The sequence below is a fragment of the Streptomyces sp. NPDC002309 genome (assembly GCF_053593375.1).
The window spans coordinates 1-25,811 of record NZ_JBSFCI010000064.1 but is presented as its reverse complement, the minus strand read 5'-3'; the positions used below and the strand labels follow the sequence as shown (position 1 = coordinate 25,811).

The following is a 25,811-nucleotide window of genomic DNA, read 5'->3' as shown; positions in this document are numbered from 1 at the left end:
GGCGACCGCTGAAGTTTCCCCAGGCCAGGCAGCTGTCGCAGGGCTGCGCCCCCGCCCGGCAGCCACCAGGGCGTCCTTGACCTCCTGGGCGACGCGGGCCGCGTCCGCGGGGTTGTTCACCACGTCCGTGCGGGTCATGTCGATGACCAGGACATCGCTGGCCGAGTAGTGCCCGTGCACCCAGTCGTCGTAGCCCGACCACAGCGTCCGGTAGTACTCGACGAGACCCTCGTCCTGTTCGAAATCGCGGCCCCGCAGTCCGATGCGGTGCAGCACCGTCTCGAAGTCCGCCTTGAGGTAGACCATGAGGTCGGGCGCCTTGCGGTAGGGCAGCCCGTCGATCTCGCGCATCATCTCGTCGAGCAGGCCCTCGTACACCCTCATCTCGAGGGAGCTGATCCGGCCCAGATCGTGATTGACCTTGGCGAAGTACCAGTCCTCGTAGATGGAGCGGTCGAGGACGTTGTCGCCGTGCCGGTACGCCTCCTTGATCGCCGCGAACCTCGTCTGCAGGAAGTAGAGCTGGAGCAGGAAGGGGTAGCGCTTCGCCTGGATGTCCTCGGGACTCGACGTGTAGAAGAGCGGAAGGATCGGATTGTCGTCCACGCTCTCGTAGAAGACGTTGCTGCCCAGCTCCTTGGCGAGCAGTTCGGCCACACTCGTCTTGCCGATTCCGATCATGCCTCCGACGCAGATCACCGGCATACCTCACTTCTCCTGGGGTCTCTGTTGGCGGGCGGGCGAGCTGGTCAGCCCGCCTCACTGAGACGTACACCGGTGGTCACGCGATTCCCGGGGGTCTCGTGATCAGCGTCATAGGCCCCGGGCCCGGTGCGGACCGATCTCTCTCGACCGCGGGCGGGACCGCTCCGCAGTCGCCGCACACGGCGACGGGCCCGCGGCCCTGCGGCCGACCTGAATCTTAGATGACGACTTCCGCCCCGCGTCCGCCGAGTCACCGGCAACCCGTCTCGCCTGGTCAGAAGTCTTCTGCAGGCGAAATGAGCAGATCGGGATGCGGTAAGCACCTTGTCGGCGGTGGGTTCACCGAGCAAGATCGGAGGCATGGAGAAGGCGCAGCTGCCGACCACTGAGGCCGCCGTCGCGGCGATTCGTGAGATCGCGGTCGAATACGGGGTGAGCATGACCGTCACCGACGACATCGGTGCGGACCAGACCTCACGGCGCACGTCGGCCGAACTCTTCACCGTGTTCGATCCCGACGGCTCGCTGCCGCACGAGGCCCTAGTGGAGCTGGCCGGCTCACCCTCCGCGAGTGTCCGGCTCTTCCCCGAGGGCGACGCGAGGATCACCGTCGACGGGGTGGAGTTCCACGACGTGCCGCGGGACTCCGTCCCCGGGTTCCTGCGCTCCGTGTACGGCGGCCTCGCCACCACCAAGGGGCGGCTGTTCCCGCCCGGCCAGTGGCTCATCGTGCCGCTCCCCGGAGACGAGACGTACAAGGAGCTCATCCTGGACTCCCGGCTCACGCCCTGGCTGGCCCGGAGCGCACGGGGCTGAGCGTCCTGGACGTACGTGGCGATCCGGTCGTCCAGGTGGGTGGGGCGGCGTGACCGAGTAACGGCGTCACTAGCCGATCGGCGGGTGGGCGAAGGCATGGCCTACCACTTCCGGGGCGGACAACTCCCGTTCCGGGGCCGGAAGTTCAGGTCGTCGCCGTCACTCCCGTCCGAAGTCCTGCCTGACGCTCTGCCGGACCGTCCTGGCCGAGGGGCTGAGCGAGGTCCTGGTGGCCCTCCTGCACCACCGGCTGCTCGCCAAGCAGTGGACCGTGCTGCGGCGCTTGATCAGCCCCCATATCCGCGAGGTCTGGGAAGACGCCTTTCCCGAGCTGCCCCGCCCCGCCCCGACCGACACGACCGCCACGTGAAGCTCACTCCGCTCCACGAGCGTCTCCTCGCCGACAACCTCGACGGCCCCTCCCGGAAGTCATTCCGGGAGGGGCCTCGCTGCCTGCTCGGGCGGCGTCTCGCTACGCCGCGGCGACCTGGTGGGTCATCGCGTGCGCGCGGCTTGCCGGTTCAGGCGATTTCACACACATGCGGTCAGCTGCTGAGAGCTTTCCAGTCCCAGAGGGGGACGCCGCCGCTGCTCAGAACCAGCGTACCGCCGGGTCCGCCACCGACAGTGATGTTCCTCTCGCGCCTGTCGTACTGGCTCAAGGTCGACGACTGCGAGTGCCTGTCGGCCCATGGGATGCAGAACAGGTAGCCCTCGTCATTGGCGCGGAATTTGTTCAGAGTGAGAGTGTTGCCCTCAGTGACTGCAGGGTTCGTGGCCGTGGAATTGACGTACAGCCCCTTGTGCACGAGATAGTAGCAGTGACTGTCCTCGGTCATGTCCGCGTAAATCGGCTCGAACTCTTCTCCTTCCTCATCACTGCCGTCGGGTTCGAGGACCACCGGCGTTCCCTCCTCGGGGTCGGCGTCCCGTACGGTCATCGCCGAGCCCGCCTGGGTCACGATCTCGTCGATGTCCAACGCCTCGTTCCCGGAGTCCTGGAAGAACCAACGCTGGTCGGGATCGAATTCGTCGACGAGGTCGCGTCCTACCAACTCTTCACCCTCAGCGCGGTCCAGGGTGGTCAGCGCCTGGCCGGTGGCTTTGTTCAGCAAGATCCAGGAGCCGTCGCCCATATCGAACACCTGCCAGAGTTGGGAGTCCCCTTGGTCGGAGCCGTCCAGAATCACCGGCTTGTCGGCAAGGCCGTCCTCCTGGCCCAGATAGGTGCGCGACATGGTGTGCATCACGCGGTAGTAACCCCAGTGATCAGAGGCTGCCTGGAACTGGAAGTCATGCGCGGCTTGATTTTCCCGGACAACCTTCCGGAACTTGAGGCCCTTGTAGGGGGAACCCGATGTTGTGGACGCGTACGGAGAGGTGGTTTTGCTGGCGCTTTTGAGGTTTACCTTCAATTTCGAAGGAGCCTTCGCCCGCTGCGGCTTTTCCTCCGTGCACCTCGGGTCAGGGTCTTCGACTTCGTAGGAGAAGTCGTATTCGACGGGATGGTGGTCCGAGAGAGTCCACTCGTGATCCACTCGCCCCAGCCCACTGAGCGAGCGGACCCCGTTGGTCCCGCCTGCTGTGACCGCGTAGTCGATCTTGCGCCCCGAGGCAGGGCGTGTCGGCTGATTTGCGTCCCATATGGCGAATCGGTCCCTGAGCCCCCCGAGAGCGTCAGTCAACCCCTGCTTCTGGTTCCTCGTCTCCTTCTCCATGTTGTAGTCGCCGAGGACCGACCAGCGCAGCGGAGGTTGGCCCGGGGGGGCAGCCTCCGCCATACGCCTCTCGATGTTCAGTAGCATCGTGACATTGTCCGTGCCGCCCTCCGAGGCTCCATGCCATGTGAAGAAGACGGCTCCGCAATATTTGACGCCGAGCGCAGGGCGGGCCTTGCCCCAGTGAACGCCGTTGTAGGTCTTTCCTGGGACGACGAATATGTCTGATGACGGGATTGATGTGCGACTCCAGATGGCAAGATTGATCTTGCCATCACTTCCGGTACCGTCGTCAACACTCGTGTTCAGCCAGTAAAGGTAGCCACCCCCTTCACCTCTTCTGGTTCTGAGCATGTACTCCTTGACGGGAGGCGTGGATTCTGTGCCGTTCTGCATCTTCTTGGTGTATTGGCTCTGCGGGATTTCGTCTTCCAATTCATAATGTCTAGCCGCAGGAGCGCCGGCTTCTTGCAGAGCAAGGATGTCATTATTCCTGTGCCCCCTGGTATGCAGGCCGGGCACTCCGGTCTGGTACCTATCGCCTGCGTGCTGGGAACTCGCGCCCGCCATGTTCCAGGTGGCCGCGTTGACGTACACGGTTTGTGGGTCACGAGGGGGAAGTTCACCGCCGGTGTCGCGGAGGAACAGCGAATGCCGGTGCCCCGCGTCGAAGGTGGCCACTCCGTTCCCCTTGTAGTCCAGGGTTTCCCGTTCGGTCCAGTCCGCGATCCCCTGCCCGTTCTGGCTCAGGTGCCGGAACTTGCGCGGGTCGTCGTCGCTCGAGCCGAACTGGAAGGCGGTGCCGGCCCTCGCGCCGTACGGCGCATACGGCTCGAACGGCCCGCCGGGGGTGGCCTGCTTGATCAGCGTGTTGTTGTAGAAGACGTTCTGCGGTCCCGAGGATCCGGCCCACTTGCCCGCCTTGGGGCCGGCCGCCCACCAGATGGGATACCAGGTCCCGGGCTCTACCTGGCCGCCCTCACCGCCGCAGTTGGCGGTGCAGTTGGCCGAGCGGTGCTCGTAGGGGACCCTCACCGTGTTCTGCTCGAACAGGTTGTTGTGCTCCCAGCCGCCGTGCAGGTTCAGATCCGAGTCGAGGTCGTTGCGGAAGGCGACGTTGCCGCTGGCGGACCACTGGAAGGTGAAGTGGCGCAGGTTGCGTATGTCGTTGTGCGCCCACAGCGAGTCCCACACGCGGCTGCCGCGCAGGTAGCCGTTGCCGCCCTTGCCCTTGTTCCAGGAGCCGTCGAAGCTGTTGCGCTCGATCTGCAGGTTGCGCGCGACCTCGGTGACGATCGGGTGCGAGCCGGTCATCGTGGCTTTCAGCCCGCGCGCCCAGCTGTTGGCGGCCCACTTGAACACGATGCCGTGCATCGCGTACTCGGGCGCCAGGTTGCCGTAGTTGTTCTTGGCCTGCGCGGGCGTCAAGGAGTACGTCTCCTGGCCACCGATCTTCGGCAGGCCCTCCATGTCCTGGGTGAAGGCGAAGTCCTCGAACCCGACCCCCTCGACGATCTTCAGCGGGGTCACCTTGCTGACATACGGGGTGCCACTGCCGGTCAGCGGCTCGGAACCGTCCGATTCGGAGTTGACCGGCAGGTCCCACTCCAGCGGCCGGTCCAGCGTGATCGTCTTGGCCGCGGTGTCCAGGCGGCTGATCTGGAACATCTCCTGGCGCATGTGGAGGGCTTCCATCATGCTCGGATCGGTGATGCCCTGCTGCGCGTAGAACTTCTTGCTGTTGGCCGCGCCCACCCAGACATAGCCGCCCGTCTTGAACTTGGTCATGTCGGCTTTCGTGTCCAGCCGTACGACCTTGGCCCCCTCCCGTGCCGAGAAGTTCTCGTCCCCGGCCGCACCCGCCAGTTTGAAGCCGGAGGCCCAGTGCTGGTTGATGCTGCCCTCGTAGAGGTCCTTGCGACCGGGGAGGGGCGGGAGCAGGTTCCAGTCGTCCTTGTACCGGGTCGCTATCTCCCGGGTCTGGACCCGGAACAACCCGCGCCCCGGCCATATCCAGCCACCGTTGCCGATGTCCGGGGCGGTGCCCGCGGTCATGCTGTCCTGGTCCCAGCGGCCGTTGATCGTCTTGTCGTAACGGGTGCTGAGATCGGGGCGGAACACCAGTCGTGTACCGCCGTCACCAGAACCTTGCCCTCTGATGGTCAGGAAGCTGGCGTCGACATAGATCTGCTTGGTTATGTCGATCCGCCCGGCAGGCAGTTCGATGAGCGAGAGCCGGTTGAAGTTGGACTTCGGCGAGCACTCTTCCTTGATGTGGTCGATCGCCCTCTGCAGGCCGGCGGTGTCATCCTCGCCGTCGTCCCCGATCACCTCGTACTCGGAAGCGAGCAGTTCGGAGGAGATGCGACAGGAGCCGAGATCGGTCAGATTCGAGCTGTCCTGGGGCAGGTCCATGCCGCCCCGATATCCCACGCGCGACCAGTCCGGCAGCCCGGCAATCGGGGCCGAACGGTTCGCGTGACTCAGATCCGGTCCGGGCGTCCCCGGTCCCTCGGATATGGCAGGGCCCTTGGAGTCGGCTGCCGGCGCCGCCGAGGCCACCGCCGGTAGTGCAGGTGCGAGCAGCAGGCCGGACAGAAGCGCGGCCGCAGGTCGGATGAGTCTCACGTGACCTCAAAATCTTGCGTCATCTTCTCATTCCTATATGTGGGGTGAGAACGGGTCAGGGCCGCATGAATGCAGCCGCAACCTGTGATTGTTTCCAAGGTGGTGCTCACGGTGATAGGCCAGAACAGCGGGAGTCTTTGAGCCGGCGGGGCGCTGTGGGAGGTTCGTGCACGTCGCCAAGCGCAAAAGCCGGCCTTGACACCGATGCTTTGGATTTCGGTGTCAAGACCGGGTGTTCAGGCCGACAAGGGAACGTTTTGACAACGACGCGGCCCTGGCCTGTCGCGTTTTCAGGTCCTCGCGGCGATGGCAGATCGTGGCGACGCGGACGTCGTCCGACCAAAGCGAAGCCCTGGAACCGGGCCTCTTCCGATCCTTACCACTGCGGGGGCTGAGCCCAGGGAAGACCAATGGAATTCAGATCGGCGACCTTCTTCCACTTGATGCCCCCACCCAGGCCGCCTGCCGTGCCGTTGAGGACGTAATAGAAAGTGGTGCCGTCCATCACGGCCAGCGGCGTCGTCTGGTGTGCGAGCGCGTAGGTGTTCTCCTGGTAGTACCCGCTCCACCCCCCGTCTCGCCGGATGAGGTAGCTGCCGATGGTGGTGTCGCGGTCCTCCGACATGGTGATGATGCCGTAGCCGTTGGGGGAGAGCGCGACAGACGGCGCCTTCCTCGTCCAGCCGTTGGACGACATGTCAACTATCTGCCGCGGATACGTCCAGTCGGAAGTCCCGTACCTCTGCCGCGCCCAATAAATGGTGTTGTCGGTACCCGTGAAGGCGAGAACGACCTGGTTCCAGGGAGCGGAATCATTGCCGTCGTCCACCTGGGCGGCCAGTGACGGCGCGTCCTTGCTCAGCGCACCCGGAACCACACGCGGATCGCTGTAGTTGGTGGTGGCGCCGTCGTAGTACATCGTCCAGATGTCGTCGTTGGACTGGCTGTTCCAGGCGAGCATGAAGGAGTTGTTCGGAAGCGCTGCGGCTCCCACCGCCACTGTGTCGTTGGTTCGCGTGTCGTTGGGGATCCTGATCCCCTCGGCCAGGGTGCCGGGCAGATGGTAGCTCGCGTCGAGCTGAATGCGGTTCTGGTAGACGTGGCCGTCCGTACCGGTGTGGAAGACCCGGAAGTTCCCGCGGTTCCCGTCGTTGGTCCAGATCACCGTCGGCGGTGCCCACGTCACTGCAGGCGCATTGCCCGGCGAACGCAGTTGGATTGCGGGCCCGCTGTTCAACGAGACCCAGATGTAGTCGTTGTCGTAGCCGCGCCACGCAGTAAGAACATTACCGCGGTTGTCGCGAGCCTCCCCCGGGGTGGACCTGCTGTCGATCCGCCCACCCGAATAGGTCTTCAGATTCCATTCATTGCCCTCGCCGGGAAAGCCCCAGACTCCTTCGGCTGACGGGCCATCAGTCTTGGGTGACGGGCTCGCCGCCTTGGGTGACGGGCTCGCGGCCTTGGGTGACGGGTCGCTGGCCGAAGCCGGTGTCGCCACTCCGGAAACAGCGGCCGACGCGGCTATGAGCGCCACTGCCGACAGCCGGAACTTCTTTGATTTGTTGAGCATGTGAGTCGTCTTTCGAATGCGGGTGCACGCCGGAGCAGGGAGCCGGACACGGACGTGTTACGGCCGCGGCAGGCGGCGACTCCGGGGCGTGCGAATGAGATTTCCTGTGAAACGAATGCCTTGCCCAGGCTCACTGTCCATCCGAAGTGGAGTGCCTGAGGAAGGCGGACGGGGTAGCCGATCACAGTTGGCTGCCCGCCCGTAGTGCCCGTGCTTTTCGCACGGTGGCTGCTGCACCGCCCGCGCCGCCTCGTTGGCCGGGCGCGCGACGTCGCTGGGGTGCGACACGCTGACCGCGTGGGAGGCGGTTTCCTCCACGACGGTGGCTTTGGTGCGCTTGCGGAGCGCAGGACGTCACCGGGCGTGCTGCCGTGGTGTTCGCCCGTCGACTCGACCGCGCTCTCGCCTTCTCCGGGCATGAACGCGGCGACGAGTGCGTGCACCTGGATCTTGTCGAGGCTGCGGGCGGTGCTGCCGATGGCGGCGCCGCTATCGGAGTTGCCAGTAAGGACGATGGGCCCGTCGATACTCGCCACCAGATGCTCGACGTGATCGGAGTCGCTGGTCAGCCCGCGCAGCGGGCTACTGGCGGCCACCCGGTATTCGTGTTCCTGCAGCTTCTCGACGACGCCGTTCCAGCTGGAAGCGTCTGCGAACACGCCGTACACGAGGACGACGGTTGCCTTCTGTGCTGTCAAGAGAAAGATCTTCATTTCGTTCCGGGTGAATCTGCGCTACATCGCCTAAAGACCGATCAGCCCCCCGATGCGTGACAGGTCGGCGCTGTCGCCAGCGTCACAGGCCAACCGACGCCATCCGGTGTCGAGTGCTGCTACAACTCCAGCAGGATCTTGCCTCGATCGTGCGAGAACACCGCGGGAAGTGACGCCAGCGGGCGATTGCTTGGCGTCGGCGGCGCCAAGTCGACCAGGTCAGCGCGTGGTGTAGTCCGCGGTGCCCAGTCCGGTGCGGGGGGCCGGGCACGACAAGCTGCCAGGAGCCCCCGAACCTCCGCCACGGTGAGCCCGATGGTCCGGGAAGGGGCGCGGCGAGGGAGTAGGCGGTCTCGTCGGGCCCGCTGGCGCTGCGCGGGGCCGGCTGACCCAGGGCGGCGCGTGGTCCGACTTCCGGCCGAGACACTTCGCTCCTGACTGCCGTCCAGACCGTCCGCGTGACGGCGATCACGGATGTCCTTCGGGGAGTGCTGCGTAGGCTTGGGTCGTCGCCACGGTGGGGTCCGCGCGAGTGGGCGAAGCACTCCCCCGGTGACCTGGCGGGGTGTCAGAAGGGTCAGCAAGTGGTCAGCGTGAGTCCTGGAAGCCTGGGGACAGCTGCCCGAACATGCGACTTGTTGCAGGGCGTGGAAACAGCCCTTGACCTGCAAGAAAGCAGGCAGGGAGCAGGTAGACCGGGAGTCTCTTCATATTTCGTACCATGTTCAAGTCCAAGATCTAGCGTTTGGGTGTTTGCGGGTCAGAAGCTTGATGGCCCCGCTCGGGTCAGCAAGCGGTCAGCATCGGGCGCGGGAGCGTCCCAGCTTGCTGACCAGGTGGCCGCCATGACGGGGACCTGGACACAGGTGCCTGGCTCCCGCTTGGGACGCTCGCTGCGTTACTCGACAGCTCGTCCGCGGCATAGGTTGTGAACGAGTGGGCTGCGTTCGAGGCCGAAGCGGCCTGCCTTGTGGAAGCCGCCTGCCCCCTCCGGCCGCTACCGCGACCTCGCCCGCCCTGGTGTCCTCCTCGTCCATTGCGCCGGCGTCATGGGCCTCGGCTTCGGCAGCGTCGTCTCCGACACCGAGACCGAAGCGACTCCACTGCGGCGGCTGCGTAAACTGCTGCGTCATGATCACCCGCGCCCGCGAGCGGGGCTGGTCCCGGGTCTGCAGGGCAGCCGGTTGCCGCGCCACCTGGGGGCCTGCACGGGTAGCGATGATGCGCTAAGCGCCCACTGGGTGAGATGTCCGAGGGAAGGGCGGGCGGCCGCCCGACGTACGTACGACAGGGGGACCCCCGTATCCGCCATGCCGCCGCCTCCCGGCAGCGATACTGGACGCATGGACACGACGATCACAGCCCCCCGCGCCGAGGTGCTGCGTGACCGCTACCGCAGCCGCCTGCCCGAGCGCTTGCAGGAGCTGGCCGGCCCTGTCGAAGGCGATGTGGACCTGCCGCTCCACATCGTCTGGTCCGGGCGGACGAGCTACAGCCTGGACCGTCCGAAGTCCTGCATGACGCTCTACCGGACCGTCCTGGCCGAAGGACTGAGGGAGGACCTGGTGGCCCTCCTGCACCACCGCCTGCTCACCGAGCAGTGGCCCGTGCTGCGGCGCCTGATCAGTCCCTACATCCGCGAGGTCTGGGAGAGCGCCTTCCCCGAGCTGCCCCGCACCGCTCCGGCCGACACGACCGCCGCGTGAAGCTCACTCCGCTCCACGAGCGTCTCCTCGCCGACATCCTCGACATCGGCTCCCCCTATCCTCTGGTCCTCACCGGCGGATACGCCGTGCAGGCCCACGGCCTGGTCGAACGCTTCAGCCGTGACCTCGACGTCGCCACCGAGAACCCTGCTCCGATGCAGGAGATCGTCGCCTCACTCACAGCAGGCCTCAGCGCGCGCGGATGGCGGACCACGCACGTCCAGACGGATCCGCTCAGCGGCCGGTTCCTCGTCACCGATCCGGACACCGGCGAGGAGTGTGAGGTCGACGTCCTCAAGGAGGCGTTCTGGGCCCCGCCAACCCAGACCCCCTACGGCCCCGTTCTTTCCCTCGACGACGTGATCGGCACCAAGGTCCGCGCCCTCGCCGACCGCGGCACGGTCCGCGACCTCATCGACGTCCAGGCTGCCTCCCGCGACCGGTCCACCGCCGACCTCGAATCCCTGGGCCGCCGTCGCGCCCACGACGAGTTCAGCCTCGAAGACCTCCGAGACCGGCTCGTCGGCGCGGACTGGTACGAGGATGAGGACTACACCGCGTACGGACTCACCTCCCGGCAGACCGAAGAACTCAAGGCGTGGGCGCTGGAGTGGGCGGAGGATCTGGGTGTGCGGATCCATGACGAGAACGCCTGAGGGGCGGTCATCGCATCCGCCCTTCTACCGCCTCGAGAGCCTTCGCTTCTGACCACCGTCCAGACCGTCCGCGTGACGGCGATCACGGATGTCCTTCGGGGAGTGCTGCGTAGGCTTGGGTCGTCGCCACGGTGGGGTCCGCGCGAGTGGGCGAAGCACTCCCCCGGTCACCTGGCGGGGCGTCAGAAGGGTCAGCAAGTGGTCAGCGTGAGTCCTGAGAACCTGGGGACAGCTGCCCGCACATGCGACTCGTTGCAGGGCGTGGAAACAGCCCTTGACCTGCAAAACGCAGGCAGGGAGCAGGCAGACCGGGAGTTTCTTCATGTTTCGTACCATGTTCAAGTCCAAGATCCATCGCGCCACCGTCACCCAGGCCGACCTGCACTACGTGGGATCGGTGACCATCGACGCGGACCTGCTCGACGCCGCCGATCTGCTGCCCGGTGAGCTCGTGCACATCGTGGACGTCACCAACGGGGCCCGCCTCGAGACCTACGTCATCGAAGGCGAGCGTGGCTCCGGTGTCGTGGGGATCAACGGGGCGGCCGCCCACCTGGTCCACCCCGGGGACCTTGTGATCATCATCAGTTACGCTCAGGTGACGGACTCCGAGGCGCGGGCGCTGGAACCCAGGGTCGTCCACGTGGACGAGGGCAACCGGATTGTGCGCCTCGGCGCGGATCCGGGCGAGCCCGTGCCGGGCTCCGGCCAGGAGCGGAGCCCGCAGGCCGTCAGGGTGTGAACCGTGGAAGAGGAGTGCCCATGAGCGAGACCGAGATCCGAGACGACCGGCCGGCCGGCCGTCTGGAGGCCGTCGCGGACGGCGAAGTCACCGGCCGTGTCGAGTACTTCGTGCTCGACACCCCGAGGCGTGCCCTCGTGCCGGTGCACACCATCGTCGAGCCCGCCCACGAGGGGAAGGGCATCGCGGGCTCCCTGGCGCGTGAGCTGTACGCCATCGCCGCGCGCGAGGGCGTCCCCGTCGCGCCGCTGTGCCCCTACGTCGCCAAGTGGGCCCATCGCCACGCGGACGAGGCCCCCGCGGCCGAAAGCGAGTTGATGGAGGCCGCGGAGGCGTGGCTGGCGGCGCATCCCGGCCGGTTCTGAGCTTTCCGGCCCCGCTCCACACCTCGCCCCTGCGCGTTCCGGTCCTCGACTCCCTGCGCGACGAGGACCACTCGGGCCTGGAACTGCGGCACCTCGTCCACGAGGACCTGCTGACACGGGCCCGGCGGGACGGGCTGTCGTCGGTCGCCCGGGCGCGCGCGGTCGGCGCGGCCGGACGACGGGGAGCCCCGCCCCAGCCGCGAGGTGACTCCAGTGGGTGACTGGCGGCGCCTGGGGCCGGGTACGCGGGAGGAGAAGTCCAGAGCCGACGCACAGCCACTGGCTGGAGGACGTCATGACCAGCCCGCAGCCCGAACCGCCGATACCACCACCACCGGGGCCGCAGCCCCACCCCGTACCGCCGCCAGAACCATCCCCGGCCCCGGCTCCTCCACCGCCTCCCGTCCCGGAGCCGCCTCCCGTCCCCCACCCGGTACCGGAGCCGAGCCCCTCTCCCGTCCCCCCGGGGCCCGAACCGGTCCCGAGCCCGGAACCGGGACCACCCTTGACCTGAACGAAGACGGTGGGCGACGCCCGAGCGCCGCCCACCGCACTGCCGGCAAGGGGCGTGGGGCGCGGGGAACCGCGCGGATCCCCGCGCACGCGCCGCGCCCCGCACCCGCGAGACGACCGCACCCCGGATGCGCTAGGAGGACACCTCCGACCGGTCCCCGCCCCACAGCGTGTGGAACGTGCCGTCCCGGTCGGTCCGGCGGTATGTGTGCGCCCCGAAGAAGTCCCGCTGGCCCTGCGTGAGCGCCGCGGGCAACCGCTCGGCACGCAGCGCGTCGTAGTACGCCAGCGCCGCCGCGAACCCCGGCGTCGGCACACCCTGCCGCGTCGCGGCGATCAGCACCTCACGCCAGTCGTCCTGCGCCTCGGCGATCTCCCGCGCGAAGGTCTCGTCGGACAGCAGGCTCGGCAGGTCGGCCCGCGCGTCGTACGCCGCGTGGATCCGGTCCAGGAAGGCCGCGCGGATGATGCAGCCGCCCCGCCAGATGGAGGCGACCTGCCCGAGGTCGATGTCCCAGTCGTACTCGTCGCTGCCCGCGGCGATCTCGTGGAAGCCCTGGGTGTACGACACGATCTTCGACGCGTACAGCGCCTGCTCCACCCGGTCCGCGAACGCTCCGGCCTCCGCCCTGCTCAGCGGGGCGGCCTTCGGGCCCACGAGCCCGCGCGAGGCCTCCCGCAGGGCCGCGTGTCCGGACAGCGAGCGCGCGAAGACCGCCTCGGCGATACCGGACACCGGTACGCCCAGGTCGAGCGCGATCTGTACGGTCCAGCGGCCGGTGCCCTTCTGCTCCGCCTGGTCCACCACCACGTCCACGAACGGCTTGCCCGTCGCCGCGTCGACGTGGGACAGCACCTCGGCGGTGATCTCGATCAGGTACGAGTCCAGCCGGCCCGTGTTCCAGGTGCGGAAGATCTCCGCGATCTCCGCGGGGGAGTACCCGGCGATGTCGCGCAGCAACTGGTACGCCTCGCCGATCAGCTGCATGTCGGCGTACTCGATGCCGTTGTGCACCATCTTCACGAAGTGCCCGGCGCCGTCCGGACCCACGTGCGTCACGCAGGGCGCCCCGTCGGCGGCCTTCGCCGAGATCTTCTCCAGCATCGGGCCCAGCGACCGGTACGACTCCTTCGAGCCGCCCGGCATGATGCTCGGTCCGTGCAGCGCGCCCTCCTCGCCCCCGGAGATGCCGGTGCCGACGAAGTGGATGCCCTGCTCACGCAGCTCGCGCTCACGGCGCCGGGTGTCCGCGAAGTGCGCGTTGCCGCCGTCGATGATCATGTCGCCGGGCTCCAGGAGCGGGGCGAACTCCTGGATCACCGCGTCCGTCGGTTCTCCGGCCTTGACCATGATGACCAGGCGCCGCGGACGTTCCAGTGCCGCGACGAAGTCCTTGGCGGTCTCCGCCGCGACGAACTCGCCCTCGCTCCCGAACTCCTCCACCAGCGCGTGCGTCCGGGACGCGGTCCGGTTGTGCAGCGCGACCGTGTAGCCGTTGCGCGCGAAGTTGCGGGCGAGGTTGCGGCCCATGACCGCGAGGCCCGTGACGCCGATCTGGGCTGAAGTGCTCATCGGTGACTCCTAGTGACCTGGTTCTCGGTGCTGCCGGTCGTGCCCGCCAGTATGGCCACCACCCATCCTGACGTGCGGATCCCCCGCCCGCACGGGCGGGTCGGGGACGTCGCGCAGGCACATACGCACGAAAGCCCGTTCCGCACTCAGCCGACGGGCCCGCTGCGGGCGCCGCACGGTCGGACGAGCACGGCGAGTGTTCGTGACGGGACCGCGCAACGACAGCCCGATCCCGGCCATTTGGCCCCTTAGGCGGCCGATTGCCGTCTTGTCATGGCCTGTTCGCGGCGCATACTTTTGGCCCTCCTGACGCATGTCGAGGGGGCACCTCATGGCCGTACGCGGCCGGCACCGCCGGTATCAGCCGAACAGGATCAACCGCGCCTCGCTCACCGTCACGGCGGGTGGCGCCGGTATGGCCCTTCCGTTCGTCGGCACCGGCGCGGCGCACGCGGCCGACGCGGCCACCTGGGACAAGGTCGCCGCCTGCGAGTCGACCGGCGACTGGGACATCAACACCGGCAACGGCTACTACGGGGGGCTGCAGTTCAGCCAGTCCACGTGGGAGGCGTACGGCGGCACGGCGTACGCGGCCCGCGCGGATCTGGCCACCAAGGCCGAGCAGATCGCCGTCGCGGAGAAGGTGCTCGACGGGCAGGGGCCCGGTGCCTGGCCGGTCTGCTCGCAGCGGGCCGGACTGACGCGGGGCGGGGAGGGCCCGGACGTGGTTCCCGCGGGCACCGCGACGCGTACCCCCAGGTCCGCGCCGGCCGACGTCCAGCCGCAGACCACCCCCCAGTCACGCGCCGGGAAGGCCGAGATGTACACCGTCGTCCGCGGCGACACCCTCTCGGCCATCGCCGACGAGCGTGACGTCCAAGGCGGCTGGCAGCACCTGTACGCCGGTAACCGCACGACGATCGGGGCCGACCCCGACCTGATCCTGCCGGGCCAGCGCCTGAACCTGCGCGCCAAGGCCACCACGAACGCACCCGCCGCCCCCGGCACCACACGGCAGACCCCCAAGGCCCCGCAGACCCCCAAGACCCCGAAGGCCCCCGAGGCGGCGCCGAAGTCCCCGCCCAAGACCTCCACCTCCGACGACGACGGCAGCCGGCGCGCCGGCACCCGCGTCGCACCGGTCAGCGGCCCGCTCGGCACGGCCTACCGCGCGACGGGTTCCAGCTGGTCGAAGGGCTACCACACCGGTGTCGACTTCCCGGCTCCCACCGGGGCCACCGTGAAGGCGGTCGGGGCGGGCCAGGTCGTCGAGGCCGGATGGGGCGGCTCCTTCGGCTACCAGGTCGTGATCCGGCACTCCGACGGCCGGTACAGCCAGTACGCGCACCTGTCGGCCATCTCCGTGAAGTCCGGGCAGTCGGTCGGCGCCGGCCAGCGCATCGGCCGGGTCGGCTCCACCGGCAACAGCACGGGCCCGCACCTGCACTTCGAGGTGCGGACCGGACCCGGTTTCGGCTCCGACGTCGACCCGCTGGCGTACCTGCGGGCCGGCGGGGTCAGGATCTGACCCGGACGCGACTGCGCTCCAGGGCCGGGAAAGGCACGTACGGCGCCCCGTACAGCGGGTGGTACGGCGGCGTGGAGTCCGCGACGACGACCGGGTCCGAGACGACGACAGCGGCGTCCGGGGCGACGGTCGGCGCGGCCTTGTCGTACGCGACGTCGCCGTACGCGAGGGCGGTGTCCCCGAGGGCCGTCGGCTCCAGGCTCCTGGAGCCCGGTTCCCTCGTGTACACGCCGTCCCCCTTCGGGCTCGGCAGGAAGACCCCGGCCGGCAGGCCCAGTGCGGCGGGCTTCGCCGTGGTCACGCCGACCGGCAGGTCAAGTGCGGCGGGCTGCCCTGTGGTGGCACCGACCGGCACGGCCGGCGCGGACGGCTTCCCCGTGGTGACGCCGTCCGGTACGGGCGGGCGCGTCCCGTTCCCGGCGCGTTCCGCCGTCAGCAGGATCAGCCCGCCCGCCGCCACCACACCACAGCTCAGGGCGAGTAGCGTGCCGGTGGTGCCGTGGCGGAACGTCTCTCCGAACATGGTGATACCCACCGCGGCGGCCACGACCGGGTTCACGACGGTCAACGTGGCCAGCGGGGCCGCGAGTCCGGCGCCGCGGTAGGCGGCCTGCGACAGGAGCAGACCGGCGACCGAGAGCACGCCGATCGCGGCCAGGGCCGGGACCAGGGCCCACGTCGGCCCGCCGGTCCAGTCGACCGCCACGGACTTCGTGAACACCGAGGACATGCCGAACGCCGTGCCCGAAGCCGTGGCCAGCACCATCGCGCGCACCGTCGGACGGCGGTGCGCCGCGCGTGCCACGACCGTCAGCGTGGCGACCACACCGGCGGTCACCAGGAAGACACCCGTCTGCTGGGCCGTGTCGAGGGATCGCGAGCCGGAGGAGCCGACCAGCGACAACAGGCCGGCGAGACCGACGGTCGCCATGATCGCGCCCCGCCAGGCCGCCGCCCCGGCCCGGCGTCCCACGAACAGCGCCGCCATCGGCAGCGCGAACACTATGGTGAGCGCCCCCAGCGGCTGCACCACGCTCAGCGCGCCGTAGGCCAGGGCCGCCACGTGCAGCAGACCACCGAGACCGTTCAGCGCGACCGCGGCCCACCAGCAGGGCCGGCGCAGCGGCGCGTACTGCCCGTCCGCCTCCGCCACGCGCTCCTGCACGATCGCCCCGCCGGCGTACGCCACGGCGGAGACGAGCGACAGCAGCACGGACAGCGCGAGGGCGCTCATGGCCTGCTCCTCTGCGGGCGGTGGGGGCACGGGGCCCGGCGCGGCGAACGGTCGGCCTTCATGGGCAACACGATGCCCTGTCGCACTGTTCCCGTCGTCGTACCTGAGCACGCAATAGGACCTACTGCCGATGGAGTACGACCGGCCCCTCGTCATCCCCAGGGTGGGCTACCCCGGAGGTACACCCCTGAGGCCGGTCCCCTAGGGGCCTTGGTACTACTGCTCCTCGTGGACCTCGACCCGGCACTCACCGCCCTGCGGCCGCTCGGCGGCTACTTCGTCCTGCGCACGCTCGTGGACGCCCCTGGGAGCCCGGCCGGACCGCTGCCGACCCTCGCGCAGATGTACGAAGGTGCGGCACCGGGTGGCCCGCCCGATCCTCTGGCTCTCCGCGTCCGGAAGGTGGCGGCGGCCTTGCACGCCCCCGAGACCCGGATCGCCGCGTCCGTGGCCCACCTGGGCCTCGCGGCCAGGCTCTCGTCCGCCGCCCTGGGCTGCGCGGCCCTCTACGGCCGGATCCCCGACCTCGCCCCCCGGCTGCTGCGCTGGGACGCCGACGCCGCGGCCCCCGACGACCTGTGGCTCACCGAGGTGCGCCCGCTGCCGGGGGACGTCGCCACCCTCGTCGACGTCGTGCTGCGCGGGCACCTCGAACCCCTGGCGGAGACCCTGCGTGACCGTCACCGGCTCGCCACGGGCCTGCTGTGGGGCAACACCGCGTCCGCGCTCGCGGGCGCCGCCCGAGAACTGGACCGCTGGGCGCGCAGGCACGGCCGGACGGAGACGGGCGCCCGGGCCCGCGCGCTGACCGCCGGGCTCTTCGCGCACCCCCTCCTGCGCGACACCGGCACCTTCACCGGTACCGCTTTCCGGCGCCGCAGTTGCTGTCTGTACTACCGGGTGCCGGGCGGAGGCGTCTGCGGCGACTGCTGTTTCACCCGGGCGCCGACGACTTGACACGTCCGCTCAGGACTCGGCTCGGCCGTCCAGGACGTGACACGTGCGTCGGTGCTTGGCTCGGCCGTCCAGGACGTGACCCGGGCGCCCACCCCGTGTCCCGGGACCCCTCGCTCGACCCGGCGGCCGTCCCGTGGTCTTCCGCCCGTGGCGCATCTGGGTGACCATGAAGGAACCAGCCGCTGAGACAGGGGGTTCCGGGTGCGAGTGGGACTGCTGACCCGGGAGTACCCGCCGGACGTGTACGGCGGCGCGGGCGTCCATGCCGAGTTCCTCGCCCGGGAGTTGCGGCTTCTGGTCGACCTCGACGTGCACTGCTGGGGCGAGGGGCGGAGCGAGGGCGTGTTCCGCCACCGCTCCTGGCCCGCCCTCGACGGCGCCAACGACGCCCTGCGCACCTTCTCCGTGGACCTGGCCATGGCCGCCGCACTCCAGGACCGCGAACTCGTCCACTCGCACACCTGGTACGCCAACCTCGCCGGCCATTTCGCCAAACTGCTCTACGGCGTCCCGCATGTGACGACCGCCCACTCCCTGGAGCCGCTGCGGCCCTGGAAGGCCGAGCAACTCGGCGGCGGATACGCCCTGTCGAGCTGGGCAGAGCGCACGGCGGTCGAGGCCGCCGACGCGGTGGTCGCCGTCTCGGGAGCGATGCGCGAGGACATCCTCGCCTGCTACCCGGCGCTGGACCCGGCGCGCGTCCACGTCGTGCACAACGGCATCGACACCGAGATGTACCGGCCCGACCCGGCCACGGACGTCCTGCGCGGCCTGGGCATCGACCCGGCCCGCCCCTATGTGCTGTTCGTCGGCCGCATCACCCGGCAGAAGGGCGTGCCCCATCTGCTGCGCGCGGTGCGTGACATCGACCCGTCGGCGCAGGTCGTGCTGTGCGCGGGCGCGCCCGACACCCCGGAGATCGACCAGGAGTTCCGGGAGCTGTACCGGGAACTGAGCGGGGTCCGCGACGGCGTGCACTGGATCCGCCGCATGCTGCCCCGCCCCGAGGTCATCCAACTCCTCACCCACGCGGCCGTCTTCGCCTGCCCTTCGGTCTACGAGCCCCTGGGCATCGTCAACCTGGAGGCGATGGCCTGCGGCACCGCCGTCGTGGCCTCACAGGTCGGCGGTATCCCGGAGGTCGTCGCCGACGGCAAGACCGGCCTGCTGGTGCCGTTGGACGAGGACTTCGAGCCCGCCCTCACCCGCGCCCTGGACACCGTGCTCGGCGACCCGGACGGCGCCCGGCGGATGGGGGAGGCGGGGCGGGAGCGGGCGGTGGGGGAGTTCGGCTGGGACACCGTCGCCCGGCGCACGGCCGGTCTTTACGCGGATGTCCTCGGCCGGCGGTAGATCCAGGGCGGTCGGCAGGCAGTGGAGCCAGGGGGCGACAAGCAGAGCACGGCGCACTATCGGGCGTAGAGGGGCGGCGGGATGCGGCGCGGAGGACCTTCGGTGCTGGGAATCGTATTGGCGGGCGGAGAGGGCAAGCGCCTGATGCCGCTGACCGCGGACCGGGCGAAGCCCGCGGTGACCTTCGGCGGCACGTACCGCCTCGTCGACTTCGTCCTGTCCAACCTCGTGAACGGCGACATCCTGCGCGTCTGCGTCCTCACGCAGTACAAGTCGCACTCGCTGGACCGGCACATCACCACCACCTGGCGGATGTCCAGCCTGCTCGGCAACTACGTCACACCCGTCCCGGCCCAGCAGCGTCTCGGCCCGCGCTGGTTCCTGGGCAGCGCGGACGCCATCCTGCAGTCCCTGAACCTGATCCACGACGAACAGCCGGAGTACGTCGCGGTGTTCGGCGCCGACCACGTCTACCGCATGGACCCGCGCCAGATGCTCGCCCGGCACATCGAGTCCGGCGCGGGCGTGACGGTGGCCGGCATCCGCGTGCCGCGCTCGGAGGCGCCCTCCTTCGGGGTGATCACCCCGGGCTCGGACGGCAGCACCGTCGAGCGGTTCCTGGAGAAGCCCGCCGACCCGCCGGGACTGCCGGACGACCCCGACCGGGTGCTCGCCTCGATGGGCAACTACGTCTTCACCACCAAGGCGCTCGTCGAGGCCCTCCAGCGGGACGCGGAGGACCAGAACTCGGTGCACGACATGGGCGGTTCGATCCTGCCCCAGCTCACCGCCCGCGGTGAGGCCCACCTGTACGACTTCAGCGACAACCACGTGCCCGGCGAGACCGCACGCGACCAGGGCTACTGGCGGGACGTCGGCACCCTCGACGCGTACTACGACGCCCACATGGACCTCATCGCCGAGCGGCCCGCGTTCAACCTCTCCAACCGCAGCTGGCCCGTCTACACCCACTCCAACCAGCTTCCCCCGGCCCGCTTCAACGCGGGCGGCATCGCCGGCGAGTCCATCATCAGCGCCGGCTGTCTGATCAGGGGGCAGGTCACCCGGTCAGTGCTGTCGCCGGGCGTGGTGGTCGACCCGGGGGCGGTCGTGCAGGGCTCGGTGCTCCACGACAACGTGCACATCGGGCGCGGCGCGGTGGTGCGGGGCGCGGTGCTGGACAAGAACGTCGAGGTGCCCCCGGGCGCGACGATCGGGGTGAACCCGGAGCGGGACGCCGAGCTGTACACGGTGTCCAAGGGCGGGGTGATCGCGTTGGGGAAGGGACAGCGGGTGCCCTGAGGGGCGCGAGTGCCGGAAGTGCCGGAAGTGCGCGGGCGGGAGGCAAGGCGCGGGAGAGCGGGAAGGCGCGGGAGGGACGGAAGGCGCGGGAGGTGACAGCGCGGGAGGCGCCGGCACGGGCGATCGCCGGGGCGGCGCGCGAGGATGCGGGAGACCGACAGGGCGGGGGTCGGGAGGGAAACAGGGTCGATCGCTTGTTCGCCGCGTGTCTTCGTGTGGCGCGCACCGTGACTTCGTGTGACCCTCGCTACATCTCCGTGGTGCGCTCGCCCCTCCCTTGTGACCTCTTGCGTCACGCGTGTCCCGTGAGTCCCACGCCCATTCTCGGGCTACGGGACTTAATCTGTTGTTAACTGTGAGTAGCCTGATCGTACTTGACCGTAATCGCGCGTGGGCGATTGACTGCTGGCCCACCCGTCGTCGACGCGAGGCAACCCATTGACATCTGACGACCTGCTCGCTCCCCTCGACCTGGCGTTCTGGAACATCGAGTCGGACCGGCACCCCATGCATCTGGGGGCGCTCGGTGTCTTCGCGTCCCGCTCGCCCGCCGCCGGTGCCCACGCCGCCGACCTGCTCGCCGCGCGTGCCGCCGCCGTTCCCGGGCTGCGGATGCGGATCCGGAACGTGTGGCGGCCGCCGTCCCTGCGGAGCCCGCTGGCCTTCGGCGGCGCGGCGCGGGAGCCCGCGCCCGACTTCGACCCGCTCGACCACGTCCGGCTGCACGCCCCGACGGCCGACTTCCACGCGGAGGCGGGCCGGCTGATGGAACGCCCGCTGGAGCGCGGCCGGCCGCCGTGGGAGGCGCACGTACTGCCGGGGGCGGACGGCGTGTCGTTCGCCGTGTTCTTCAAGTTCCACCACGCCCTCGCCGACGGGCTGCGGGCCCTGACCCTGGCGGCGGCCATCCTGGACCCCACGGACCTGCACGCCTCCCGCCCCCGCCCGGCCGAGCCGCCCCGCCGCCTGCTGCCCGACGTGCGCGGACTGCCGGACGCGGTGCGCGGCGCCCTCTCCGACGTGGGCCGCGCCCTCGACATCGGCGCCTCCGTCGCCCTGTCCACCCTCGGGGTCCGCACCTCGCCCGCGCTCACCTCGGAGCCCTCCGGCACCCGACGGACCGCCGGTGTGGTCCTCGACCTCGACGACGTGCACCGTGTGCGCAAGGGCGCCGGCGGCACCGTCAACGACGTCCTGATCGCCGTCGTCGCGGGCGCCCTGCGCCGCTGGCTCGACGAACGCGGTGACGGCAGCGACGGCGTCGCGCCGCGGGCCCTGATCCCGGTGTCCAAGCGCCGCCCGCGCACCGCGCACCCCCAGGGCAACCGGCTGTCCGGGTACTTGATACGGCTCCCGGTCGACGATCCCGACCCGCGCGGCCGCCTCGACGCGGTCCGCACGGCCATGGACCGCAACAAGGACGCCGGCCCCAACCGGGGCGCGGGCGCCGTCGCGCTGCTCGCCGACCACGTACCGGCGCTGGGTCACCGGCTGGGCGGGCCGCTGGTCAGCCAGGCCGCGCGGCTCTGGTTCGACATCCTGGTCACCAGCGTCCCGCTGCCCGGCCTCGGCCTGAGGCTGGGCGGCGACCCGCTCACGGAGGTGTTCCCCTTCGCCCCGCTGGCCGCCGGGCAGTCCCTCGCCGTCGCCGTCTCCACCTACCGCGGGCGGGTGCACTACGGGCTCGTCGCCGACGCGGCGGCCGTACCGGACCTGGACCGGTTCGCCCGGGCGGTGGCCGACGAACTGGAGACACTGATCAAGGCATGCGCTCCGTGATCATGACGGGTTTGGCGGTGCGACCCGGCGCTCCGTAAAATCGGCCGTTCGAATGCGGGCGCGACCGGAGCGCCGCGACGGCAGATCCAGGAACGGCAGCGGCGATGACGGTGACAGAGGACGGCTCGGCGATCACGGACGAGATCGTGTACGGGCCCGGCATCGACCCGGAGCGACTCGCCGTCTGCCTGGGCGTGCTGGAGGAGCTCGACAAGCTGGACGTCGACCACCCCGACGCGATCCTGGTGCGCCGGGCCACCTCGCACGTCTACCGCACCGTCAAGCAGCGCCGCAGGCAGGAGCGCCGGGCCGCCAAGACCGCACACGACAAGGCGGTCACGGAGGCCACGGCGACCGGCTCCGCCGAGCGCATCGACGACGAGACCGAGGGCCTCCTGCCCTCGTCGCGGACCGCCGAGGGCCGGATCGCGGGGATACTGCAGCGCCCCCGCTCCTGCTACACCTGCAAGCAGCGGTACATCGAGGTCGACTACTTCTACCACCAGCTCTGCCAGGACTGCGCCGCCCAGAACCGCGCCAAGCGCGACGTCCGGGCCGACCTGACAGGCAAGCGCGCGCTGCTCACCGGTGGCCGCGCCAAGATCGGCATGTACATCGCGTTGCGACTGCTGCGTGACGGCGCGCACACGACGATCACCACGCGCTTCCCCAAGGACGCCATCCGCCGTTTCAAGGCGATGGACGACTCGGGGGACTGGATGGACCGCCTGGAGGTCGTGGGTCTGGACCTGCGCGACCCGGCGCAGGCCGTCGCGCTCGCCGACCAGGTCGCCGAGGCGGGCCCGCTCGACATTCTGATCAACAACGCGACGCAGACCGTGCGCCGGCTGCCCTCCGCCTACGCCGCGCTGGTCGACGGCGAGAGCGCTCCGCTGCCCGCCGGTGAGCTGCCCGCCCACCACGTCATCGGCGCCTTCAACTCCGGCGCGGTCGACGGCATCGCCACGCTGCCGGTCGGGATCAGCGGCGTCGACGCGCAGCAGGTCGTCGACCTCGCGCTGGTCGCGGGCAACGCCAGCGTCGCCCGCCACCTCGACGGCACCGCCATCGACGCCGGCGGTCTCGTCCCGGACGTCGTCGACACCAACACCTGGGTGCAGACGATCGAGCAGATCTCCCCGGTGGAGCTGCTGGAGACCCAGCTGTGCAACTACACGGCGCCGTTCATCCTGATCAGCAAGCTCCGGCCGGCCATGGCCGAGGCGGCGCGGCGCGCGGCGAGCGGTCGGGCGTACGTCGTGAACGTCTCCGCGATGGAGGGCGTCTTCGGCCGCGGCTACAAGGGCGCGGGCCATCCCAACACCAACGCCGCCAAGGCCGCCATGAACATGGTCACGCGCACCAGCGCGCAGGAGATGTTCGACACCGACGGCATCCTGATGACCTCGGTCGACACCGGCTGGATCACCGACGAGCGCCCGCACTACGACAAGCTGCGCATGGCCGAGGCAGGCTTCCACGCGCCGCTCGACCTGGTCGACGGCGCGGCCCGCGTCTACGACCCGGTCGTGCGCGGCGAGGCCGGCGAGGACCTGTACGGGGTCTTCCTCAAGGACTACGCACCCGGAAAGTGGTGAGCCGCCCGCTCGTCCTGCCCGCGCTCAGCAGTCCCCTCACCAGTCGCTGCGGGCGTTGTCCACGAGGTCGAGCCAGGCGATGCCCATCAGCAGCGCGGCCACGCCGACCAGCAGGGCGCTGACGGCGAGGGCGAAGTACAGGACGGTCCGGGACAGGCCCCCGAGGTCCGGGGCGCGCCGGGGGCGCGGGGGCGGCGTGACGTCGCTCATGCGTGCCACCTTCCTCACGGTGGCCTGCCGAAGCGACCCGAGCCGACGGCCGGGACACACCGCCCGACAGTCACCATGACCATGGTCCCACCGGGCCGCGGGCGTCGCCTGCGCACGGTGCCGCCGCCCTGGCGGCCCCGTGACCGTCATCACCGATGATCGTGATCAACGGCGGCCGTGTTCACCCACGGCCATGTTCACCTACGGTCGTGATCACCCACGACTGGGCTCAGCTACGGCCGCTGTCGCCGCTCGGCGTGCCCGTACGGGACGCTCCGCCCACCGCCCCGAGGCGTGAGTGCCGGGACGCGACCAGTTCCAGGACCGTGCGCCAGTCCTCCATGACCCCCGCGTCCAGGCCGACGACCTTGCCGGCGTCGTCCGCCTGGCGCAGGGTCACGGCGTCCTCGGCGAGAGGGTCCTGGGCGAACGCGGAGGCCTCGGCCGGGCTCATCGTGCCGCCCTGCAACGTCAGGGTCAGCGCGCTCTGCGGGGACAGACCGCGGTCGGGGGCGACGGTGGCCAGATAGCGCTTGGCCGGGACGTGCAGCTGGACGAGACGGGCGACCCGTTCGCCGAGCAGGGGCCGGACGACGTTCGCCGCGTGGTCGGCGTGCCCGGCGTCGTCCCCGGGGCGCAGCAGGTGGCCGATGTCGTGCACCAGCCCCGCGACCTGGAGCTCCTTGTCGGCGGGGTGACTTCGGCGCAGCAGCGCCGCGGTCTGCAGCCCGTGGTCGTGCAGGTCGACCGGGTCGCCCGTGCGGTCCGGGGTGTCCCAGGCGCCGCGGCAGGCGAGCAGCAGATCCATCAGCTCGTCGACACCGCGCAGTTCCATGCGCGTCACTCCTCCCGCCGGTCGCACCGTTTCCGGACGTCAGCAGAGCATGGCCGGCTTGCGAACCGGCCAACGGCAACTGAACTGCGGGCCGACACGACGGCAGTCGGTCGAGGGCCTGTTCGCCCGGGTAGGCCGTTCGGGTGAGTCGTCACGGTCCCGTTTCCTTATAAAGGTCCCGAAATTCGCCAGATCGAGCACGGGATGACGCGTGAACGTTACTCGCAGTTTTCAGCGCCATCGAGCATGCGCCCGCTCATTTGGTTAATCTGGTCCGGACGGACAGCAGCAAGGGGTCCCTACCCACACCCATCGTCCGTCCCGGGACAAGCCGGTGCACAACGGATTGCTCTCACGCGAGTTACCGACGCCACCGCGTCCAACTGCACCATGGCAGACCCGAACGGGCGTCGGGCAGCGGATCGCAGGCCGCCGGCGCGCCCCCGCGGGTGACCCGACACATAAGGAGTGCGCGGTGACACCGGAGAAGACGAATCGCGAACAGCGCCCCAAGGAACGCACGGAGCGCGCGGGCCGCCGGCCGGGCGAGATCGGCAGCCTCGACGTATGGGCCCGGTCCGCCCCGATCCGCCTGGCTGGCTACGAGGACGACCTCGCCGAGCCGCACATCCTGCCCAGCGTGGACTGACGGGCAGAAGCCCTTCGCGATCGCCGACGGCATGGGCGTGCCAGACTCACGCCCATGCTGATCAGGGAAGCCACCGCCGAGGACTGGTCGTACATCTGGCCGTTCTGGCACCGTATCGTCGCCGCCGCCGAGACCTACGCCTGGGACCCGGACACCACCGAGGACGCGGCCCGAGCTCTGTGGATGAACCCGGCCAAACGCGTCTACGTCGCCCAGGACGACGACGGGACCGTCATCGGCTCCGCCTACCTCACCCCGAACTACAGCGGCCCCGCCGCCCGGATCGCCAACGCCGGCTTCATGGTCGACCCCGACCAGGCGGGCCGCGGCATCGGCCGGGCCCTCGCCGAGCACATCCTGGTCCAGGCCACGGTCCACGGCTACCGGGCCATGGTGTTCAACGCGGTCGTCGAGACCAACCCGGCCGTCCAGCTGTGGACGTCCCTCGGTTTCACGATCCTGGGCACGGTGCCGGACGCCTTCGACCACCCCCAGCACGGCAGGGTCGGCCTACACATCATGCACCGGACCCTCTAGGGCGTGTTTCGGAAGTCCCTTCTGCCCCGCGGCGTCCGGCACGCACTCTCGCCGCACCGGAGGAAATGCCGAGTACGCCCAGTACGAGGCATTTCGTCCGGCACGCCGAGAGCACGCACCGGAC

The 25,811-nt window shown here is 69.7% G+C and carries 23 protein-coding genes; 16 read left to right on the top strand and 7 right to left on the bottom strand.

Annotated elements, in window-relative coordinates; genetic code table 11:
* Nucleotides 1-705 (bottom strand): deoxynucleoside kinase (locus tag ACWCPM_RS32740; protein ID WP_450979906.1); only part of this gene is annotated, 705 nt, incomplete at its 3' end.
* Between the two features lie 360 nt (nucleotides 706-1,065).
* On the opposite strand from ACWCPM_RS32740, the gene ACWCPM_RS32735 reads away from it, so the two are divergent.
* On the top strand, nucleotides 1,066-1,521 hold the full coding sequence (locus ACWCPM_RS32735) for a hypothetical protein (RefSeq protein WP_450979905.1): 456 nt from the start codon (nucleotides 1,066-1,068) through the stop codon (nucleotides 1,519-1,521).
* Between the two features lie 229 nt (nucleotides 1,522-1,750).
* Nucleotides 1,751-1,891 carry a hypothetical protein gene (locus ACWCPM_RS32730; RefSeq protein ID WP_450979904.1) on the top strand — a complete coding sequence of 47 codons (141 nt, stop codon included), beginning with the start codon at nucleotides 1,751-1,753 and terminating at the stop codon, nucleotides 1,889-1,891.
* Between the two features lie 175 nt (nucleotides 1,892-2,066).
* Here the strand turns inward: ACWCPM_RS32730 and ACWCPM_RS32725 are convergent, their stop codons facing one another.
* Both ACWCPM_RS32725 and ACWCPM_RS32720 read right to left on the bottom strand, forming a co-directional pair.
* Nucleotides 2,067-5,654 carry an RICIN domain-containing protein gene (locus ACWCPM_RS32725; protein ID WP_450979903.1) on the bottom strand — a complete coding sequence of 1,196 codons (3,588 nt, stop codon included), beginning with the start codon at nucleotides 5,652-5,654 and terminating at the stop codon, nucleotides 2,067-2,069.
* Nucleotides 5,655-6,243: 589 nt separating this feature from the next.
* On the bottom strand, nucleotides 6,244-7,437 hold the full coding sequence (locus tag ACWCPM_RS32720; protein WP_450979902.1) for a hypothetical protein: 1,194 nt from the start codon (nucleotides 7,435-7,437) through the stop codon (nucleotides 6,244-6,246).
* Nucleotides 7,438-7,808: 371 nt separating this feature from the next.
* Between ACWCPM_RS32720 and ACWCPM_RS32715 the strand changes: the two genes are divergently transcribed.
* The 6 genes from ACWCPM_RS32715 (at nucleotide 7,809) to ACWCPM_RS32690 (ending at nucleotide 11,840) form a co-directional block, all read left to right on the top strand.
* Nucleotides 7,809-8,210 (top strand): hypothetical protein, encoded by a 402-nt coding sequence (locus tag ACWCPM_RS32715; protein ID WP_450979901.1) that lies wholly within the window; start codon nucleotides 7,809-7,811, stop codon nucleotides 8,208-8,210.
* Between the two features lie 1,283 nt (nucleotides 8,211-9,493).
* Nucleotides 9,494-9,856: a hypothetical protein gene (locus ACWCPM_RS32710; protein WP_450979900.1), complete on the top strand. Its 363-nt coding sequence runs from the start codon at nucleotides 9,494-9,496 to the stop codon at nucleotides 9,854-9,856.
* Entirely contained in the window at nucleotides 9,853-10,512 is a 660-nt protein-coding gene (locus ACWCPM_RS32705) for a nucleotidyl transferase AbiEii/AbiGii toxin family protein (protein ID WP_450979899.1), read from the top strand. Before ACWCPM_RS32710 ends, ACWCPM_RS32705 begins: the two co-directional genes overlap by 4 nt.
* A 322-nt stretch (nucleotides 10,513-10,834) precedes the next feature.
* Nucleotides 10,835-11,254 (top strand): aspartate 1-decarboxylase, encoded by a 420-nt coding sequence (panD, locus tag ACWCPM_RS32700; RefSeq protein WP_450979898.1) that lies wholly within the window; start codon nucleotides 10,835-10,837, stop codon nucleotides 11,252-11,254.
* A 20-nt stretch (nucleotides 11,255-11,274) separates the two neighbouring features.
* A complete protein-coding gene (locus ACWCPM_RS32695; protein ID WP_450979897.1) occupies nucleotides 11,275-11,619 on the top strand; it encodes a GNAT family N-acetyltransferase in 345 nt (114 codons plus the stop codon).
* Complete coding sequence (locus ACWCPM_RS32690) at nucleotides 11,589-11,840, top strand: hypothetical protein (RefSeq protein ID WP_450979896.1); 252 nt, start codon at nucleotides 11,589-11,591, stop codon at nucleotides 11,838-11,840. The genes ACWCPM_RS32695 and ACWCPM_RS32690 overlap by 31 nt, the downstream gene beginning before the upstream one ends.
* Nucleotides 11,841-12,265: 425 nt before the next feature.
* Here ACWCPM_RS32690 and gndA read toward each other — a convergent pair whose 3' ends face one another.
* Nucleotides 12,266-13,705 (bottom strand): NADP-dependent phosphogluconate dehydrogenase, encoded by a 1,440-nt coding sequence (gndA, locus tag ACWCPM_RS32685; RefSeq protein ID WP_450979895.1) that lies wholly within the window; start codon nucleotides 13,703-13,705, stop codon nucleotides 12,266-12,268.
* A gap of 331 nt (nucleotides 13,706-14,036) precedes the next feature.
* On the opposite strand from gndA, the gene ACWCPM_RS32680 reads away from it, so the two are divergent.
* On the top strand, nucleotides 14,037-15,233 hold the full coding sequence (locus ACWCPM_RS32680) for a transglycosylase family protein (protein ID WP_450979894.1): 1,197 nt from the start codon (nucleotides 14,037-14,039) through the stop codon (nucleotides 15,231-15,233).
* On the opposite strand, the gene ACWCPM_RS32675 is transcribed toward ACWCPM_RS32680, so the two are convergent.
* Nucleotides 15,223-16,467 (bottom strand): DMT family transporter, encoded by a 1,245-nt coding sequence (locus tag ACWCPM_RS32675; protein WP_450979893.1) that lies wholly within the window; start codon nucleotides 16,465-16,467, stop codon nucleotides 15,223-15,225. The genes ACWCPM_RS32680 and ACWCPM_RS32675 overlap by 11 nt on opposite strands.
* Nucleotides 16,468-16,677: 210 nt before the next feature.
* Between ACWCPM_RS32675 and ACWCPM_RS32670 the strand changes: the two genes are divergently transcribed.
* The 5 genes from ACWCPM_RS32670 (at nucleotide 16,678) to ACWCPM_RS32650 (ending at nucleotide 23,456) form a co-directional block, all read left to right on the top strand.
* Entirely contained in the window at nucleotides 16,678-17,424 is a 747-nt protein-coding gene (locus ACWCPM_RS32670; RefSeq protein WP_450979892.1) for a (2Fe-2S)-binding protein, read from the top strand.
* A gap of 201 nt (nucleotides 17,425-17,625) precedes the next feature.
* Nucleotides 17,626-18,777, top strand: coding sequence for a glycogen synthase (gene glgA / locus ACWCPM_RS32665; protein WP_450979891.1), 1,152 nt, complete (start codon nucleotides 17,626-17,628; stop codon nucleotides 18,775-18,777).
* Nucleotides 18,778-18,858: 81 nt separating this feature from the next.
* A complete protein-coding gene (gene glgC / locus ACWCPM_RS32660) occupies nucleotides 18,859-20,079 on the top strand; it encodes a glucose-1-phosphate adenylyltransferase (RefSeq protein ID WP_450979890.1) in 1,221 nt (406 codons plus the stop codon).
* A gap of 438 nt (nucleotides 20,080-20,517) precedes the next feature.
* Nucleotides 20,518-21,858, top strand: a complete 1,341-nt coding sequence (locus ACWCPM_RS32655) for a wax ester/triacylglycerol synthase family O-acyltransferase (RefSeq protein ID WP_450979889.1) — start codon at nucleotides 20,518-20,520, stop codon at nucleotides 21,856-21,858.
* 104 nt (nucleotides 21,859-21,962) lie between these two features.
* Complete coding sequence (locus ACWCPM_RS32650; protein ID WP_450979888.1) at nucleotides 21,963-23,456, top strand: SDR family NAD(P)-dependent oxidoreductase; 1,494 nt, start codon at nucleotides 21,963-21,965, stop codon at nucleotides 23,454-23,456.
* Nucleotides 23,457-23,492: 36 nt separating this feature from the next.
* Here ACWCPM_RS32650 and ACWCPM_RS32645 read toward each other — a convergent pair whose 3' ends face one another.
* Nucleotides 23,493-23,666, bottom strand: a complete 174-nt coding sequence (locus ACWCPM_RS32645; protein ID WP_450979887.1) for a hypothetical protein — start codon at nucleotides 23,664-23,666, stop codon at nucleotides 23,493-23,495.
* Between the two features lie 229 nt (nucleotides 23,667-23,895).
* The gene (locus tag ACWCPM_RS32640; RefSeq protein ID WP_450979886.1) at nucleotides 23,896-24,501 is read right to left on the bottom strand and encodes an HD domain-containing protein; all 606 of its coding nucleotides are present in this window, start codon (nucleotides 24,499-24,501) and stop codon (nucleotides 23,896-23,898) included.
* 475 nt (nucleotides 24,502-24,976) lie between these two features.
* On the opposite strand from ACWCPM_RS32640, the gene ACWCPM_RS32635 reads away from it, so the two are divergent.
* Together ACWCPM_RS32635 and ACWCPM_RS32630 are read left to right on the top strand one after the other, a co-directional pair.
* A complete protein-coding gene (locus ACWCPM_RS32635) occupies nucleotides 24,977-25,150 on the top strand; it encodes a hypothetical protein (RefSeq protein WP_107082809.1) in 174 nt (57 codons plus the stop codon).
* A 54-nt stretch (nucleotides 25,151-25,204) separates the two neighbouring features.
* Nucleotides 25,205-25,687 carry an N-acetyltransferase family protein gene (locus tag ACWCPM_RS32630; RefSeq protein ID WP_450979885.1) on the top strand — a complete coding sequence of 161 codons (483 nt, stop codon included), beginning with the start codon at nucleotides 25,205-25,207 and terminating at the stop codon, nucleotides 25,685-25,687.
* Nucleotides 25,688-25,811: the final 124 nt, after the last annotated feature.

Excerpts from the sequence above, each read along its gene's own strand:
- gndA (WP_450979895.1), bottom strand. The coding sequence starts at position 13,705 with ATGAGCACTTCAGCCCAGATCGGCGTCACGGGCCTCGCGGTCATGGGC.
- ACWCPM_RS32680 (WP_450979894.1), top strand. The coding sequence starts at position 14,037 with ATGGCCGTACGCGGCCGGCACCGCCGGTATCAGCCGAACAGGATCAAC.
- ACWCPM_RS32640 (WP_450979886.1), bottom strand. The coding sequence starts at position 24,501 with ATGGAACTGCGCGGTGTCGACGAGCTGATGGATCTGCTGCTCGCCTGC.
- ACWCPM_RS32650 (WP_450979888.1), top strand. The coding sequence starts at position 21,963 with ATGACGGTGACAGAGGACGGCTCGGCGATCACGGACGAGATCGTGTAC.
- ACWCPM_RS32675 (WP_450979893.1), bottom strand. The coding sequence starts at position 16,467 with ATGAGCGCCCTCGCGCTGTCCGTGCTGCTGTCGCTCGTCTCCGCCGTG.
- ACWCPM_RS32725 (WP_450979903.1), bottom strand. The coding sequence starts at position 5,654 with ATGGACCTGCCCCAGGACAGCTCGAATCTGACCGATCTCGGCTCCTGT.
- ACWCPM_RS32645 (WP_450979887.1), bottom strand. The coding sequence starts at position 23,666 with ATGAGCGACGTCACGCCGCCCCCGCGCCCCCGGCGCGCCCCGGACCTC.
- glgC (WP_450979890.1), top strand. The coding sequence starts at position 18,859 with ATGCGGCGCGGAGGACCTTCGGTGCTGGGAATCGTATTGGCGGGCGGA.
- ACWCPM_RS32630 (WP_450979885.1), top strand. The coding sequence starts at position 25,205 with ATGCTGATCAGGGAAGCCACCGCCGAGGACTGGTCGTACATCTGGCCG.
- ACWCPM_RS32695 (WP_450979897.1), top strand. The coding sequence starts at position 11,275 with ATGAGCGAGACCGAGATCCGAGACGACCGGCCGGCCGGCCGTCTGGAG.
- ACWCPM_RS32710 (WP_450979900.1), top strand. The coding sequence starts at position 9,494 with ATGGACACGACGATCACAGCCCCCCGCGCCGAGGTGCTGCGTGACCGC.
- ACWCPM_RS32735 (WP_450979905.1), top strand. The coding sequence starts at position 1,066 with ATGGAGAAGGCGCAGCTGCCGACCACTGAGGCCGCCGTCGCGGCGATT.
- ACWCPM_RS32720 (WP_450979902.1), bottom strand. The coding sequence starts at position 7,437 with ATGCTCAACAAATCAAAGAAGTTCCGGCTGTCGGCAGTGGCGCTCATA.
- panD (WP_450979898.1), top strand. The coding sequence starts at position 10,835 with ATGTTTCGTACCATGTTCAAGTCCAAGATCCATCGCGCCACCGTCACC.